The organism is Terrabacter terrigena, from assembly GCF_042676085.1.
GTDB lineage: Bacteria > Actinomycetota > Actinomycetes > Actinomycetales > Dermatophilaceae > Terrabacter > Terrabacter terrigena.
Window position 1 is genome coordinate 47,264 of sequence record NZ_JBHTKH010000003.1, and the last position, 15,353, is coordinate 62,616.

General features: G+C 71.4%; 15 protein-coding genes and 1 riboswitch. Of the genes, 2 read left to right on the forward strand and 13 right to left on the reverse strand.

What is annotated here, in order from left to right:
• The first annotated feature begins 26 nt into the window (after positions 1-26).
• The gene (locus ACFQ2V_RS06130; RefSeq protein WP_386052040.1) at positions 27-653 is read left to right on the forward strand and encodes a histidine phosphatase family protein; all 627 of its coding nucleotides are present in this window, start codon (positions 27-29) and stop codon (positions 651-653) included.
• 98 nt (positions 654-751) lie between these two features.
• On the opposite strand, the gene ACFQ2V_RS06135 is transcribed toward ACFQ2V_RS06130, so the two are convergent.
• The 11 genes from ACFQ2V_RS06135 to ACFQ2V_RS06185 form a co-directional block, all read right to left on the reverse strand.
• Positions 752-2,239, reverse strand: a complete 1,488-nt coding sequence (locus tag ACFQ2V_RS06135; RefSeq protein WP_386051718.1) for a glutamate--cysteine ligase — start codon at positions 2,237-2,239, stop codon at positions 752-754.
• Between the two features lie 54 nt (positions 2,240-2,293).
• Positions 2,294-5,221, reverse strand: a complete 2,928-nt coding sequence (gcvP, locus tag ACFQ2V_RS06140; protein ID WP_386051720.1) for an aminomethyl-transferring glycine dehydrogenase — start codon at positions 5,219-5,221, stop codon at positions 2,294-2,296.
• Positions 5,222-5,298: 77 nt separating this feature from the next.
• Positions 5,299-5,398: riboswitch (glycine riboswitch) on the reverse strand.
• Positions 5,399-5,519: 121 nt separating this feature from the next.
• The gene (locus tag ACFQ2V_RS06145) at positions 5,520-6,101 is read right to left on the reverse strand and encodes a MerR family transcriptional regulator (RefSeq protein ID WP_386051722.1); all 582 of its coding nucleotides are present in this window, start codon (positions 6,099-6,101) and stop codon (positions 5,520-5,522) included.
• A 206-nt stretch (positions 6,102-6,307) separates the two neighbouring features.
• Positions 6,308-6,829 carry a bifunctional nuclease family protein gene (locus tag ACFQ2V_RS06150; protein WP_386051724.1) on the reverse strand — a complete coding sequence of 174 codons (522 nt, stop codon included), beginning with the start codon at positions 6,827-6,829 and terminating at the stop codon, positions 6,308-6,310.
• 41 nt (positions 6,830-6,870) lie between these two features.
• Positions 6,871-7,620, reverse strand: coding sequence for a transcriptional regulator FtsR (ftsR, locus tag ACFQ2V_RS06155; protein ID WP_386051725.1), 750 nt, complete (start codon positions 7,618-7,620; stop codon positions 6,871-6,873).
• A complete protein-coding gene (locus ACFQ2V_RS06160) occupies positions 7,617-8,081 on the reverse strand; it encodes an FHA domain-containing protein (RefSeq protein ID WP_386051726.1) in 465 nt (154 codons plus the stop codon). Before ACFQ2V_RS06160 ends, ftsR begins: the two co-directional genes overlap by 4 nt.
• Positions 8,082-8,185: 104 nt before the next feature.
• The gene (gcvH, locus tag ACFQ2V_RS06165; RefSeq protein WP_386051727.1) at positions 8,186-8,575 is read right to left on the reverse strand and encodes a glycine cleavage system protein GcvH; all 390 of its coding nucleotides are present in this window, start codon (positions 8,573-8,575) and stop codon (positions 8,186-8,188) included.
• Positions 8,576-8,760: 185 nt separating this feature from the next.
• Complete coding sequence (locus ACFQ2V_RS06170; protein WP_386051729.1) at positions 8,761-9,660, reverse strand: DUF881 domain-containing protein; 900 nt, start codon at positions 9,658-9,660, stop codon at positions 8,761-8,763.
• 3 nt (positions 9,661-9,663) lie between these two features.
• On the reverse strand, positions 9,664-9,996 hold the full coding sequence (locus ACFQ2V_RS06175) for a small basic family protein (RefSeq protein WP_386051730.1): 333 nt from the start codon (positions 9,994-9,996) through the stop codon (positions 9,664-9,666).
• Positions 9,993-10,970 carry a DUF881 domain-containing protein gene (locus tag ACFQ2V_RS06180; RefSeq protein WP_386051732.1) on the reverse strand — a complete coding sequence of 326 codons (978 nt, stop codon included), beginning with the start codon at positions 10,968-10,970 and terminating at the stop codon, positions 9,993-9,995. Before ACFQ2V_RS06180 ends, ACFQ2V_RS06175 begins: the two co-directional genes overlap by 4 nt.
• Positions 10,967-11,572, reverse strand: coding sequence for a CDP-alcohol phosphatidyltransferase family protein (locus ACFQ2V_RS06185; protein WP_386051734.1), 606 nt, complete (start codon positions 11,570-11,572; stop codon positions 10,967-10,969). Before ACFQ2V_RS06185 ends, ACFQ2V_RS06180 begins: the two co-directional genes overlap by 4 nt.
• Before the next feature lie 127 nt (positions 11,573-11,699).
• On the opposite strand from ACFQ2V_RS06185, the gene ACFQ2V_RS06190 reads away from it, so the two are divergent.
• A complete protein-coding gene (locus ACFQ2V_RS06190; RefSeq protein WP_386051736.1) occupies positions 11,700-13,142 on the forward strand; it encodes a YibE/F family protein in 1,443 nt (480 codons plus the stop codon).
• A gap of 12 nt (positions 13,143-13,154) precedes the next feature.
• On the opposite strand, the gene ACFQ2V_RS06195 is transcribed toward ACFQ2V_RS06190, so the two are convergent.
• Both ACFQ2V_RS06195 and ACFQ2V_RS06200 read right to left on the reverse strand, forming a co-directional pair.
• A complete protein-coding gene (locus ACFQ2V_RS06195; RefSeq protein WP_386051738.1) occupies positions 13,155-14,573 on the reverse strand; it encodes an Ig-like domain repeat protein in 1,419 nt (472 codons plus the stop codon).
• Positions 14,574-14,689: 116 nt separating this feature from the next.
• Positions 14,690-15,295 carry a hypothetical protein gene (locus ACFQ2V_RS06200; protein WP_386051740.1) on the reverse strand — a complete coding sequence of 202 codons (606 nt, stop codon included), beginning with the start codon at positions 15,293-15,295 and terminating at the stop codon, positions 14,690-14,692.
• Positions 15,296-15,353: the final 58 nt, after the last annotated feature.

Here is a 15,353-nt window from a genome sequence, read left to right on the forward strand (position 1 = left end):
CGGGTGCAGGTGGTTTGATGACCGGTATGGCCTCCCCCGACGGCATCTACCCGGGCAACATCTACCTCTTCCGGCACGGCGAGACCGAGTGGTCGCTGAGCGGCCAGCACACCGGCACCACCGACCTGCCGCTGCTTCCCGAGGGCGAGGCCGCGGCGCGCGAGCTGGCTGACGTGCTGCGCAAGCACCGCTTCCAGCGCGTTCTCGTCTCTCCCCTGCAGCGGGCCAGGCGCACGGCCGAGCTGGCCGGGCTCGGCGACTTCGAGGTCGAGCCGCTGCTGCGCGAGTGGGACTACGGCGCGTACGAGGGGATCACGACGAAGCAGATCAGTGCCGAGATCGGCCACCCGTGGGAGGTCTTCGTCGACGGCGTGAAGCCGGGCGTCACCCCGGGCGAGACCGTCGAGGAGGTGTCGGCGCGCGCCCAGCAGGTCATCGACAAGGTGTGGCCCGACCTCGAGCACGGCGACGTCGCGCTCTTCGGCCACGGGCACGCGCTGCGCGTCCTCACGGCCACCTACCTCGGCCTCGACCCGCGGTTCGGCCAGAACCTCGTCCTCGACGCCGGCTCGATGAGCGTGCTGACGCACCACCGCTCGACCCGGTGCATCGGGATGTTCAACCTGTCGCCGTGGCGCCTGCTCTCCGACTGAGCCCCACGACCCTCCGAGCCACCCGGCACCCCCCTGCGTATGCCGTCACGCCACCACCCGGCATACGCGGGCTCGGCTGTGGCGCAGTGGCGCCCGCGTCAGTCGCTGGGCAGCTCCCACGTGTGGACGGGCTGGTTCGCGCCCATGCCCTCGATGTAGCGGCTCAACATCTCGCGCAGCGCCTTGTCGCGGGTGAGCCCCTGGCCCTCGAGACGCGCCACGCACTCGGTCTGCCACGAGGCCCCGTTGACGCCGAGGATGCAGCGCTGCTCGATGACCGACAGGAAGCGGTCGCGCACCGCGGCCGACACCCCCCAGCGCTCGAGACCCTCGTGCGCCATCGGCAGCAGCCGGCGCAGCACGAGCTCGGTGGCCGGCACGTCGCCGAAGCCTGGCCAGTAGGTGCGCGCGTCGATGCCGAGCCGCGCCCCCTCCTCGAAGTTCGACTCGGCCGCGGAGAAGCTCATCCGTGTCCAGACGGGGCGGTCCTCCTCGGCGAGCACGCGCATCGTGCCGTAGTAGAAGGCCGCGTTGGCCATGACGTCGATGATGCTCGGGCCCGCGGGCAGCACCCGGTTCTCGACGCGCAGGTGGGGGCGGCCGGCGACGATGTCGTAGATCGGCCGGTTCCAGCGGTAGACGGTGCCGTTGTGGAGGCGCAGCTCCTTGAGCTGGGGCACCTCACCGCGCTCGAAGACCTCCTCGGGCTCCTCGTCGTAGAGCTCGGGAAGCAGCGCCGGGAAGTAGCGGACGTTCTCCTCGAACAGGTCGAAGATCGAGGTGATCCATCGCTCGCCGAACCACACGCGCGGGCGCACGCCCTGGTTCTTCAGCTCGACCGAGCGGGTGTCGGTGGCCTGGGTGAAGAGCGGGATGCGCGTCTCGGCCCAGAGGCGCTGCCCGAGGAAGAACGGCGAGTTCGCGCCGAGGGCGAGCTGCGGGCCGGCCAGCACCTGGGCGGCGTTCCAGTGGTCGGCGAAACGCTCGGGCTGCACCTGCAGGTGCAGCTGGATCGACGTGCAGGCCGACTCGGGCGCGAGGCTGTCGGAGTAGCGGGCGATCCGCTCGCCCGTCGGGCCCTCGAGCTCGAGCCAGACGTCCTCGCCTCGGGCGTCGAGCACGGCGTTGTTGAGGGCGGCGTAGCGGATGTTCTCGCTGATCCAGTCACCCTCGAAGTGCTCGGGCATGACGGTCGGCAGGATGCCGATCGCGACGATGCCCGTGTGCAGCTCCGCCGCCTTCTCGGACGCCCGGTTGAGCGACTCGCGCAGCAGGCCCTCGAGCTCGATCGCGGAGTCGCCCGGAAGCGGCCTCGGGTGCACGTTGAGCTCGATGTTGTAGCGCGCGAGCTCGGTCTGGTAGTCCTCGTCGGCGATCTGCTCGAGCACCGTCTTGTTGTCGAGCTTGGGCCCGAGGTCCTCGTTGACGAGGTTGAGCTCGATCTCGAGCCCCGTCATCGGGCGGTCGAACTCGAACTCGCTCTTGCCCAGCATGCGTTCGAACACGTCGAGGTCGCGGCGCACCTTCTCGCGGTACTGCTGCCGCTGCTCGCGTGTGTACCTGGCCTGTTCGACGTCGGCTCCCACGTGCCGAGACAACCACATCAGGGGGTCTCGGCGCGAGGAAAGCCCTCGGCGAGTTCAGCCCTCGAACGCCTCCGGCGGCGGGCACGAGCAGACGAGGTTGCGGTCGCCGTACGCCCCGTCGATGCGGCTGACCGGCGGCCAGTACTTGTCTGCTGCCTCGATGCCGACCGGGAAGGCGGCCTCGGTGCGCTCGTAGGGGTGGTTCCACTCCCCCGCGACGTTGAGCGCGGTGTGCGGTGCATGGCGCAGCATGCTGTCGCCGACGGCGACCTCACCGGCGCTGATCGCCTCGATCTCGCCGCGGATCGCGATCATCGCGTCGCAGAACCGGTCGAGCTCGTAGAGGTTCTCCGACTCGGTGGGCTCGACCATGAGGGTGCCGGCGACGGGGAAGCTCATCGTCGGCGCGTGGAAGCCGTAGTCGACGAGGCGCTTGGCGATGTCGTCGACCGTCACGCCCGTCTCGGCGGTGATCTGGCGCACGTCGAGGATGCACTCGTGGGCGACGAGACCGTCGTGTCCCGAGTAGAGCACCGGGTAGTGCTCACGGAGCCGGGCCGCGATGTAGTTGGCGCCGAGCACGGCCATCTGGGTGGCGTGGCGCAGCCCGTCGCCGCCCATGAGCCGGACGTACGCCCACGAGATCGGCAGGATGCTCGCCGAGCCGTACGGAGCGGCCGAGACGGGTCCGACACCCGTCTCGGGGCCGGCCTCGGGCGCGAGCGGGTGGTTGGGCAGGTGGGGGGCCAGGTGCGCGCGGACCGCGACCGGGCCGACGCCCGGGCCGCCACCGCCGTGCGGGATGCAGAACGTCTTGTGCAGGTTGAGGTGGCTGACGTCGGCGCCGAACTTGCCCGGCTGGGCGAGACCCACGAGCGCGTTGAGGTTGGCGCCGTCGACGTAGACCTGGCCGCCCGCGTCGTGGACGAGCTCGCACAGCTCGGTGATGGTGTCCTCGTAGACGCCGTGGGTCGACGGGTAGGTCACCATGATCGCGGCGAGGTCGTCACGGTGCGACTCGACCTTTGCGCGCAGGTCGTCCATGTCGACGGTGCCGCCGGCGGCGGTCTTGACGACGACGACCTTGAGGCCGGCCATGACGGCCGACGCGGCGTTGGTGCCGTGCGCGCTGGCGGGGATGAGGCAGACCCGGCGGTGGCCCTCGCCGTTGGCCTGGTGGTAGGCGTGGATGGCGAGCAGACCGGCGAACTCGCCCTGCGAGCCGGCGTTCGGTTGGAGCGAGACGGCGTCGTAGCCGGTGATCTCGCAGAGCCAGGCGGCGAGGTCGTCGATGAGGCTGCGGATGCCCTCGGTCTGCTCGGCCGGCGCGAAGGGGTGCAGGTTCGCGAACTCCGGCCAGGTGACCGCCTCCATCTCGGTGGTGGCGTTGAGCTTCATCGTGCACGAGCCGAGCGGGATCATGCCGCGGTCGAGCGCGAAGTCGCGGTCGGAGAGCCGGCGCAGGTAGCGCAGCATCGCCGTCTCGGAGTGGTGCGCGTGGAAGACCGGGTGGGTGAGGAACTCCGACGTACGCGCAAGCGCCGCAGGCACGCCGTTGCCCGCGGGCGCGCCGAGCTCTGCCTTCGTCTCGTCGGAGACGGCCACGCCGAGCGCGTCGAGGATCGCGAGCACCGTTGCCGGAGAGGAGGTCTCGTCGAGGCTGAGCGACACGCGGTCGGCGTCGACGCGCCGCACGTTCATGCCGCGGTCGGCGAAGGTCGAGATGACCTCGTCGGCGCGGCCGGACACCACCAGCGTGAGGGTGTCGAAGAAGGCCGTCGTCTCGACGTCGACGCCGCCGGCGACGAGCGCCTCGCGAAGGCCGGAAGCGAGACCGGTGACGCGGCGCGCGATGGTCGTGAGACCGACGGGCCCGTGCCAGACGGCATACATGCTCGCCATGACGGCGAGTAGCACCTGGGCGGTGCAGATGTTGGACGTCGCCTTCTCGCGACGGATGTGCTGCTCGCGCGTCTGCAGCGCGAGGCGGTAGGCCTGGCGCCCCTCGGCATCGACGGAGACGCCGACGAGGCGGCCCGGGATCTGGCGCTCGAGTCCGCGGTGCACGGCCATGTAGCCGGCGTGCGGGCCGCCGAAGCCCATCGGGACGCCGAAGCGCTGCGCGCTGCCGACGGCGATGTCGGCGCCCCACTCGCCCGGGGCGGTCGCGAGGGTGAGCGCCAGCAGGTCGGCGCACGCGGTCACCAGGCCCTTGGCCTCGTGGACCGCGGCGGTGAGCGGTGCCCAGTCGACGAGCTGACCCGTGGCGTCGGGGTACTGCACCATGGCACCGACGACGTCCTTGCCACCGGCCGCGGCCGAGAGCGACTCGGCGTTTTTGACGCCGCGCAGGTCGGCCACGACGACGGGCAGGCCGATAGCCTCGGCCCGGGTCCGCATGACGGCGATCGTCTGCGGGAAGAGGCGCTCGTCGACGAGCACGACGGCGTCGCCGGCGGCCCGGCTCGCGCGACGCATCAGCGACATGGCCTCCGCGGCCGCCGTGCCCTCGTCGAGCAGTGACGAGCCCGCGACGTCGAGGCCCGTGAGGTCGGTGACGACGGTCTGGAAGTTGAGCAGCGCCTCGAGGCGGCCCTGCGAGATCTCCGGCTGGTAGGGCGTGTAGGCGGTGTACCAGGCGGGGTTCTCGAGCACGTTGCGGCGCACGACCGGCGGGGTGACGGTGCCGTAGTAGCCGAGGCCGATGAGCGAGGTGAGCACCGTGTTGCGTGAGGCGAACCCGCGCAGCTCCTCGATGACGGCGCTCTCGCTGGGGGCCGCCTGCACCTGCAGCGACGACTCGGAGCGGATGGCCCCGGGGATCGCGCGGTCGCACATGGCATCGAGACTCGGCTGGCCGACCACCTCGAGCATCCGGCGCACGTCGTCGCCGGCGGGGCCGACGTGACGGCTGACGAAGTCGGCCATCGGGGTCTCGGTGGACGCTCCGGTGGTCACGGGGACGAGCTGGTCGATCGACATGCGGGCTCCTGGCGGGATTCGAGCGGACGACACACGCTCCCCGTCTGTCGAGCACCGCGCGGTGCCTTCAGAGTTGCCTCGCCCGCGTGGTCCTGGCGCCTGAGAGGTTCCGGGGATGTTGCCCCTTCGGCGCCTCGCAGGTGCGTGGCACCCCGAGGACTCTCCCACGCAGGGTCGATCGGCACCGCCAAATCTACCAGCAGCGCGACACGGTCGTGGCACGCGAACGGCCCGACCGGATCATTCGGTCGGGCCGTTCGCGACGTTCGTGTGCCGTGCGTGGAGCGGTGTTTGGACCTCAGGCCATGCGGCGAGCCTGCCGGCGCGCGGTGAGCTCGTCGTCGGGGTGATCGGCCGGTGCGTCCTCGGCGCGCTCGCTCGGCAGCTGCGCGAGCTCGCCCTCGACCTCGCGCCAGACTCGACCCACCGCGATGCCGAAGACACCCTGGCCGCCCTGCACGAGGTCGATGACCTCGTCGGCCGACGTGCACTCGTAGACCGAGGCACCGTCGCTCATGAGGGTGATCTGTGCCAGGTCCTCGACCCCCCGCTCGCGCAGGTGCCCGATGGCGACGCGGATCTGCTGGAGGGAGACTCCCGTGTCGAGCAGTCGCTTGACGACCTTGAGCACGAGGATGTCGCGGAAGCCGTAGAGCCGCTGCGTGCCGGAACCGGTGGCGCTGCGGACCGACGGCTCGACGAGGCCGGTGCGGGCCCAGTAGTCGAGCTGGCGGTAGGTGATGCCGGCCGCCTTGCAGGCGGTCGGACCGCGGTAGCCGGAGTCCTCGGCGAGCTCAGGCAGGTCGTCGGTGAACAGCAGGCCCTGAGACCCGGCGGGCAGTGCCCGACCGGCGTCACGCGCGTCCTCGATGGCGGCCATGCCGTCCTCCTCCTGCTCGGGCTGCGTGCCGCGTGGTGCGTGCGCGCAGACGACATGCGGATAACTACAGTCACGTCGTTCTCCGACGGTAGGCCGAGCCCCTCTCCCGGTCAATGACCGAGGGCGTCCGCGCGACGGCGTGTCGGGACTTCACGCCCAACCTTTACCTTCCAGTCGAAGGTCAAGGCTGGGCGTGCGCGGACGCCTCAGTCGGGACGGTCCGGCAGGTCGGGCTGGTCGGGCTGGTCGGGTGCGTCACCGGGCTCACCCTCGAAGTCCTCGGCCGACACGTGGTCGAGGAACTCCTTGAAGCGCTCGACCTCGTCGTCCTCCTCGGAGGAGACGACGATGGCTGCCTCGTCGAGGATCGAGGGCTCGACGAGCACCTTGGCACCCGTGCGCAGGGCCAGCGCGATGGCGTCGCTCGCCCGCGAGCTCACCTCGGACTTGCCGTCGATGATGAGGGCGGCATGGAAGACGGAGTCCTTGAGGGCGACGATGCGCACCTCGGTCAGCTCGTGCCCCAGCACCTTGAGGAGGTCGCGCATCAGGTCGTGCGTCAACGGCCGCGGTGGCACCACGCCCTGCTGGGCGTACGTGATGGCGGCGGCCTCGGCGGCGCCGATCCAGATCGGTAGGTAGCGACCGCCGTCCCTCTCGCGCAGCAGGACGATCGGCTGGTTCGTGGGCATCTCGACGCGGACACCCAGGACATCGACCTCTCTCACTCCTCCACCGTACCCCGCACTCGCAGCGGTCGGGACGGACCTCAGCGGGCGAGGCCCGCCCGGACCAGCGCGACGTGCAGCGCGATGCAGGCAGAGGCGATCTCGGCCGCGCGCTCTTCTCTCGGTCCGCTGCCCCGGCGTGTCGCCAGGACCTGTTCGACGAGCCCGATCTCGCGGTCGGCAGCCGTGCGGAACGGTCTGAGGTGACGGGCCTCGAGGCCGTGCGCGGCCAACGTGTGTGCGGCGGCGGCGACGGCCAGCGACTCGTGCCCGAACCGCCCGTTGGCGTCGGGCTGGAGCAACCCGTAGGTCTCGAGTGCGTTCATCGTGTCGCGGTCGATGCCCGTCGCCTCGCGCAGCTCGGGACCGGTCAGGGAGACGTCGCGTCGACCGACGAGCGCCTCGGGCGCGGGCACGTCGGGATCGGGCTCCGGGGCCGGTGGACGGGGGCGGCCGTCGTGGTCGTGGCCTGGGTCGGAGAGCCCGCGGTCGAGCGCGTCGAGGGCCTCGCGGATGACCTTCAGGGGCCAGTAGCGGTCGCGCTGGGCCGAGAGGACGTAGCGCAGCCGGCGTACGTCGTCATCGGTGTAGGTGCGGTAGCCGGAGGCGGTGCGGTGGGGCAGGACCAGGCCCTCGGACTCGAGGAAACGGATCTTGGACGCCGTGACGTCGGGAAAGTCACCGGACAGGGCGGCCAGGACCTTGCCGATGGTGAGACGCCGCGGGGCGGGCAGGGCGGTCTCGACCTCGCCCGCCGTCGTCGACGGTCCCCCTGCCGTGCCTGCGGTCATGAGGCAGAGTGCTGAGGCGCCCCGGACGAGTAGTAGACGAGACGGAACTTGCCGATCTGGACCTCGTCGCCCTGGTGGAGCGGGGCCTCGTCGATGCGCTCGCGGTTGACGTATGTGCCGTTGAGGGAGCCGGAGTCGCGCACGGTGTAACCGCCGCCCTGGGCCACGAACGTGGCGTGCTTGCGCGAGACCGTGACGTCGTCGAGGAAGATGTCGGAGTCGGGGTGGCGACCCGCCGCCACCTCCTGGTCGTCGAGCAGGAAACGAGCGCCCGTGTTGGGGCCGCGAAGCACGACGAGCAACGCCGTGCCGGGACGGAGGGCCTCGATGGTGGCGGAGTCCTCGGCGCTCAGGCCACGCGGGGCGGCGGTCTCGGCGTTCTCCTGGGCAGGAACGCCTTGGAACCGCATGGTGCGGGGTTCGACGTTCATGTCGTCGGGGTCGGGCAGGTCGCTCGACATGCGGTCCTCCTCTGTGGTGCGGGCGGATCGGGCTCAGACCACTCTAGTTGACCCGGGCAGGACGAGACCCTGCCCGGGCGCCGGTGGGGTGGCCCGTCAGGTGGTCAGGACAGCGACGCGGTGTACGCGGCTGCGTCCATGAGGGCGTCGACGGCGGAGGCGTCGGCGAGGCGCATCTCGAACATCCAGCCCTCGCCGTAGGGGTCGGAGTTGATCAGCTCGGGCGATGCGTCCAGGGCGGCGTTGGTGGCGGTGACCTCGCCCTCGAGCGGCGCGTAGACGTCGCTGACCGACTTGGTGGACTCGACCTCGCCGCAGGAGTCCCCGGGCGAGACGGTGTCGCCGACGGCCGGGAGGGAGACGTAGACGACGTCGCCGAGGGCGTCCTGCGCGAAGGACGTGATGCCGATGCGGACCACTCCGTCGTCGCCGACGCGGACCCACTCGTGGTCGCTGGTGTAGCGCAGGTCGGAGGGGTAGTCCAGGTCGCTCATGTCGCTCCTTCGTCGGTGGCCGGCCCGAGGAGGGCCGGGTTGGCTGCGGTGGCTTCGCGGAGCCGGTGCCGACGTCGCATGCGCCGGCACCTGAGAGGATGCCATGCCCGTGCCGCGTGCGCAGGAGGTGGTGCCAGCGAGTCGTGGAGATCTGCCCCGACGCGGGCACCGTCACCCGCGGATGGTCACTCCACCGGCTTGGCGTGGGTCATCTCGACGGGTCGGTGGAGCGAGGTGATCTCCACGAGGCTCGACTCGGTGATGGTGGCGTTGGCGCCCTTCTGGCGCACGGTCTCGACGATGCCACCGGGGATCGTCATGGCCGACGAGAGCGTCTTGGAGTCGCCGATCGCCTTGACCACGATCGGGCGACTCACCTGGGACCCGTCGACGACGAGCTCGCCGTTCCGGTCGCCGATGAACGACGACGCGACCACCCGGACCCCGCCGACGTCGATCGACTCGGCACCGGCGTCGCGCAGCTCCTGGATGAGATCGAGGACGATCGGCCCGTTGACCTGCTTGCCGGGGTCGGAGATGCGCAGCGTGATCCCGGGCCCCTTCGTGGCGATCGTGCCGGCGAGGATGCCCAGGGTGTCGACCCGCTTCTGGGCCTGGTCCAGGGCCTCGCCCGCGGTTCCTGTGCCGCTCTTGAGGCGGTCCCGGGTGACCTCGAGCTCGCGTACCTGCTGGTCGAGGCGCGACGAACGGGCGGAGACGTCGTCGAGCACGCGTACGAGGTCGGACTGGCTCAGCTCGTCCAGCCCGCGCTGGTTGGTCAGCTGCACCTGGGCGGCGATCCCGGCACCGAGCAGGATGGCCAGCAGCGCGGCCAGGAGGTTGGCGCGGGTGGCCCTCGGCCGGCTCATCTTGAAGAGCCGGCCCCAGGCGTCCTTGCCCTCGACGGGCGGGCGGGCCGTCACCAGCTCGCGTGCCTCGGGCGAGGTGAAGTCGGGGTCGGCGCCGTCGTCGACGGCCGTGCCGAAGACGGGGGCCGGCGGCGTGGCCTCGACCTGCTCGACCTGCTCGGCCTCGTCGACCTCTTCGACGGGCTCCGTGGCGTCCTTCTTCCGGCGATCGACCATGCGTCAGGCCCTGAAGAGGTGGCGGCGGATCGAGGCGACGTTGGAGAAGATGCGCACGCCGAGGACGACCACCACGCCGGTGGACAGCTGGGAGCCGACGCCGAGCTGGTCGCCGAGGAAGACGATGAAGGCCGCGACGACGACGTTCGACAGGAACGACACGACGAAGACCTTGTCGTTGAAGATGCCGTCGAGGATGGCGCGGAGCGCGCCGAAGACGGCGTCGAGGGCAGCGATGACGGCGATCGGAAGGTACGGCTGGAGCCACACCGGCACCGAGGGATCGAGGAAGAGCCCCACCGCGAGTCCGGCCAGCAGGCCGAGAACTGGGATCACGAGGGACGCTCCTGACTGGTCGGCGGTGTGGGGGTGCTGGTCCCGCCGGATCCCGGGCTCCGCTGCGGGTTGGTGGTGCCCTGCTGCAGCCCGGGCACGCTGGGCGCCGAGGAGCCTACGGGTGGTCGAACGGGTTCTGCGACCTCGAGGCGTGCCGCCGAGTCGCCCGGCACGGTGAGGTTGTCGCTGCCTGCGAGGATCGAACGGATCTTGAACTCCTCGGTCAGCTGCGACAGGTAGACGCCGGCGAAGGAGGGCTCGAAGAGCTGCTGCATCGCCTGGGCGTCGCCCAGGGCGGTGATGACGTAGGGCCGGGCCAGGGGCCGGAAGTCGACGATGATCGCCTGCCCGGCGAACCGGATCGCGGCCGTCGAGCTCAGCCGGTGGCCGTTGATCGAGATCGCCTCGGCGCCGGCGCCCCAGAGGCCGTTGACGATGATCTGGAGGTCGGCGGAGGTCACTCGCCCCTCCTCGAAGCCGCCACTCGGCCGGTTGCCCGCATCGGCGTCGGTGACGGTCGACGCGGCGTCGTCGAGCGTGAGGGTCAGCCCGGGTCCCTTGAGGGGCACGGCGGCCGCCTGCACCTCGAGGCTCTTGATGGTGCTCGTCAGGTCCGCTCCCCCGGACTGCTGGAGCGCGAGCGCCTCGTAGTCGCGCACCTGCTTGCCCAGCGCCGCGACCTTGGCCTCCTGCTGCACGCCGTGCTCCTGCAGCGCCTCGATGCGGGTGACCAGCTCGCCCTTGATGGCGGCGGCGGCCGTCGGCCTGGGCCGGAGCGACTGCGCGGCGACGGCGAAGAGGAACCCGGTGAGGATGGCGAGCACGACCACCAGCACGGTGCGGGTCGAGGTCGCCCGGGGCAGCCCGGCCGCGACCCTGCGGTCGGCGGCCTCCTGGTAGCCGGCGTCGAGCGGCCGCTCCATCATCGTCGTGAGGAGCGTCATCGAGGCGTCCGGCCGCCGGTCGGGCGTCACGGCGTGACCACCCTCGAGCGTCGCGACAGCACGATGCGGGCGTGGACGGCGTACAGCACCGCGGCGAGCCAGTAGAGGACGACGCCCCACCACGCGAACCCCCACCCGACGGGACGGGCGATGTCGCCCACCCAGTCGTCACGGTGGGCGAGCAGGAGCAACGGGAACGCGTACAAGAGGTTGAAGGTCGCGGCCTTGCCGACGAAGTGCACGGGCAGGCCGACCTGCCCCCGCGACTTGAGGTAGGCGAGCATCAGCGCCATGACGCCCTCGCGCGCCAGCAGCACGACGACGAGCCACACGGGGATGATCTCGCGCCACGCCAGCCCGAGCAGGGTCGTGAGGATGTAGAGGCGGTCGGCGATCGGGTCGAGGAACTGCCCGAGACGGCTTTCCATGTTGAACTGGCGGGCGATCTTGCCGTCGAGGTAGTCCGTGACGCCCGAGAAGAGCAGGAGCAGCAGCGCGAGGCCGTCGTGCTCCGACAGGATCGCCCAGAGGAAGACCGGCACCCCGAGGAGCCGCAGGACCGACAGGACGTTGGGAATCGTCAGCAGGCGCTCCGACACGACATGCCGCTCCCCCGCGTTCTCGACCTCCACGGCGGCAAGCCTAACCGCCGGGCCCGGCGGTCGTTGCGCGCGGTCGGCATCGATCCGGACACGGCCGCCGACCGCCCGGACCCGTGCGACCGCCGCCGCGGCGGGCGCCTCTGGCAGACTCGGTCGCATGGCGGGCGGACACTCCCACACGCACAGTCACGACGGACCCGGCAGCCGCGGCTCCGTCGCCGTGAGTGTCCTGGCCCGGGTCGGGCTGACGCTGCTGCTGGTGGCCGCGGCCGCCGTCACGGTCTTCGGTGTCGTGCGGTACTGGCCGGACGACGCCCGGACGGCGAACCAGGTCGGAGCCACGGCCTACGCAGCGCCCGGGGTCACGTTTCCCGTCGCGGAGGTGACCAAGGTGCTCCCGGCGTGCGAAGGGGCCGACGCCGCGACGGGGGCCAAGCCCGCAGCGGGACAGGGCGGCGACGTCGTGTCGGCCGACGCGACCTGTGGCGCCGTCACGGTGCAGCTCGAGCACCCCACGGCGACGTCGGGCGACGTGCGGCCCACGGTCTCCGTGTCGGTCCCACCGGCGGTGTCGACGTCGGGGCTGCAGCCGGGCGACACCGTCCAGCTGCTGCGGATCCCGGGCGGGAAAAGCCAGCCGGAGTCGTACTCCTTCCTCCAGGTGCAGCGCGGCGCCCCCCTGTCGCTCATGCTCGCCCTGTTCCTCGTTGTCGTGGCCGTCGTCGCCCGCTGGCGCGGAGTGCTGGCCCTCGCCGGTCTCGGGTTCGGTGGCCTGGTCGTCGTGAAGTTCATGCTGCCGGCGTTGATCTCGGGCCAGTCCGGTCTGCTCGTGGCCCTCATCGGCTCCTCGGCGATCATGTTCGTCGTCCTCTACCTGGCGCACGGGCTGTCGGTCCGCACGAGCACGGCGCTGGCCGGCACCCTCTTCGGTGTGGCCATCACGGCGGGGCTGGGCCTGCTGGCCGTCGACCTCGCGAGACTCAGCGGCGTCGCCGACGACGAGGGGGCCCTGGTCGCCGGCTTCGTCACGTCCCTGAAGCCGCAGGAGCTGCTCACCTGCGCGATCATCGTGGCCGGCCTCGGGGTGCTCAACGACGTGACGATCACGCAGTCGTCCGCGGTCTGGGAGCTGCGCGCCGCGGCGCCGTCGCTGGGACGTCGTGAGCTCTTTCGCTCCGGCATGCGCATCGGCCGTGACCACATCGCCTCGACGATCTACACGATCGTCTTCGCGTATGCCGGTGCCGCCCTTCCCGTGCTGCTGCTCCTCTTCCTCTACGAGCGTCCCGTTCTCGACCTGCTGCAGACGGAGTCGATGTCCGAGGAGATCGTGCGCACGCTGGCGAGCGCCATCGGCCTCGTCCTCGCCGTGCCGGTCACGACGGCCATCGCCGCGTTGACGGTCGGCGGCGCCAAGGAGGAGCCGCCGGTTCCCGCCGGCGTGGGCGGCGACTCGGCTGCGGGCCCGGACGGTCTGGGCCGGGACCCTGAGCACGATGGGCACCGCGGTCCGTCGGCTGCTGACCTGGTGGCAGCCGCAGGTGGTCCGCCTCCCCCGGCGACCCGGGCCGAGGCTCGCGCCAGGATGGCCGCTCGCTGACGGGTCCCGCCCTCAGGGCTTGAAGGCCACCGAGGCGACGTCCGTGACGACCGAGCCTCGGAGGCCACGGACCCAGAACGTCTGCTGGCCGCTCTTGGGGGTGAAGACGACACCGGGCGAGCAGGCGGTCCAGCCCGTCGGCAGCGGCGTGCTGCCGCCGTTGGTGTTCTGGCACTCGTAGGTGTATCCGGCCACGCTCGTCCAGGTCGCCGTCGCGCTCGTGGCCGATCCGCTGACCTGCAGGTTGCTCGGGGCGTTCGGAGCGGCCGCGACGAGGAAGGACTGCGTGATCCGGGGCGCAGCGTTGTAGCCCGCGTTGCCTGCCTGGTCCGCGTTGACGGTGCAGGTTCCGGCTGCGACGTAGCTGACCGTGGACGCACTGACCGTGCAGACGCTCGGAGTGGCGCTGGAGAAGGTGACGGCGAGCCCGGAGGAGGACGTCGCCGCCACCGTGAAGGCGGCGTCACCCATCGTCGCGCCGGTCGGAGCCGCCGACGTGAACGAGAGCGTCTGTGCGGCCTTGACGACCGCGAACGACTGGGACCGCTGGGGCGCGGCCGCGTATGCCGCGTTGCCGGCCTGGTCGGCCAGCACCGTGCACGTGCCGGCGCCGACGAACGTCACTGTGGAACCGCTGACCGTGCACACCGCCGGCGTCGCCGAGGAGAACGTGACGGCGAGTGCGGACGATGCGCTGGCGGCGACGGAGTACGTCGTCCCGCCCACGGTCGCGCCCGACGGTGCCGTCGAGGTGAAGCTGATCGTCTGGGTCTGCTGGTTGACGACCTGGCTGAGCGCGGGCGACGTGGAGGCCGTGAAGGGTGCCGATGCGGCATACGCGGCAGTGATCGAGCGGGTGCCGCTGGTGCCGAACGCGACGACGCACGTGGCCACGCCGGAGCTCAGGGTCTGGCTGCCCCCGGTGCACGAGATCGCAACGCCGCCGTTGCGGAAGACGACGGCGCCCGTCGGCGTGCCCGTGGCCGCGCTGACCGTGGCGGTGAAGGTGACGGACTGTCCGACCAGGCTGGGACTGCCCGATGACGTCAGCGCCGTCGCGGTGGCGACGCTCTGCTGGACCGTGACGGGGTTGCTGTCGGCGCTCGTCGCCGTCCATCCGGTGCGCAGGGCGAGCACGGCGTAGCGGTAGGTCCCGTCGGGAACCGAGCCGTCCACGCACGAGGTCGCGGTGACGGGGGACGTGACGGACGTGCCGCAGCCCGCGACGGCGGTGCCTGTCGCGGTGTCCGTGCGGAAGACCTGGTAGCCGGCCGGTGCCACCCCCGTGGCCGGAGCGGCCCAGGTGACGGTCACACTCGTGGCTCCGACGGGCGCCGAGGCCGTGACCCCCGTCGGTGGGGCGAGGGTGCTGGTGCTCGCCGAACCGGTTCCCGATCCGGTCATGGCACCCGTCTGGGTCCAGAACGCCATGGCAGGTCCTGAGAGCGTCATGAAGGTCAGGAACAGCACGCAGACGTGCAGGACGCGCGCGCCGCGGCCCGTGGCCGCGCGACGTGCGCGCCTGTGCTGCTGGACCCGTGGGCGCATCAGGTCGTCGCCGTTCCGGACCAGACGAGCATGAACGACTTGCCCTTGCAGACGTCCTGGTTGACCGTCGGCAGGTCACGCAGACGGATCCGCGGGTTCGCGACACCACGCTCGGCAAGCGTGACACGGCCCCCGGGCGGGACCGTGATGTCTCGGTTCGGATCCCAGTCGGCCTGCTCGATCTCGACGTTGGTGCTGGTCCGGCATCCCGGCGGCGCGCTGTCCATGGCGACGGACAGGACCAGGGAGGTGACCCGGATGGTGACGGCGTTGGGGTTGTGCACCGTGGCCGCGACCGGTCGCCACAGCCCCGGAGCGAGGCCCGTCACGCTGCCGGTGACGGTGAATGGGAGGCTGCCGGCGGCGTTCGCCGAACCGAGGCCGAACGAGGCGACGAGCGCGCGTTCGGCCGCGCGTCCTCCCCCGAAGCCGTCGGTGGCCGCGCCGGCACCCCCCGAGGGGGTGCTCGGCCGGCTCGTGCCGGCCGGCTGGTCGGCCGAGGTACCCGTGGCCACGACGGGCATGCCATGGACGGCGAGGAGGATCGCGGCGAAGACGGCGAGCAGCAGCAGCGCTGCCGGCTTGGCCTTCGTCCTCGTCGTCATCGGGTCCTCCGGGTGCTCGCGGTGCGTGTCGTGGGTGCGTGGCCTGCCACCGACGAAG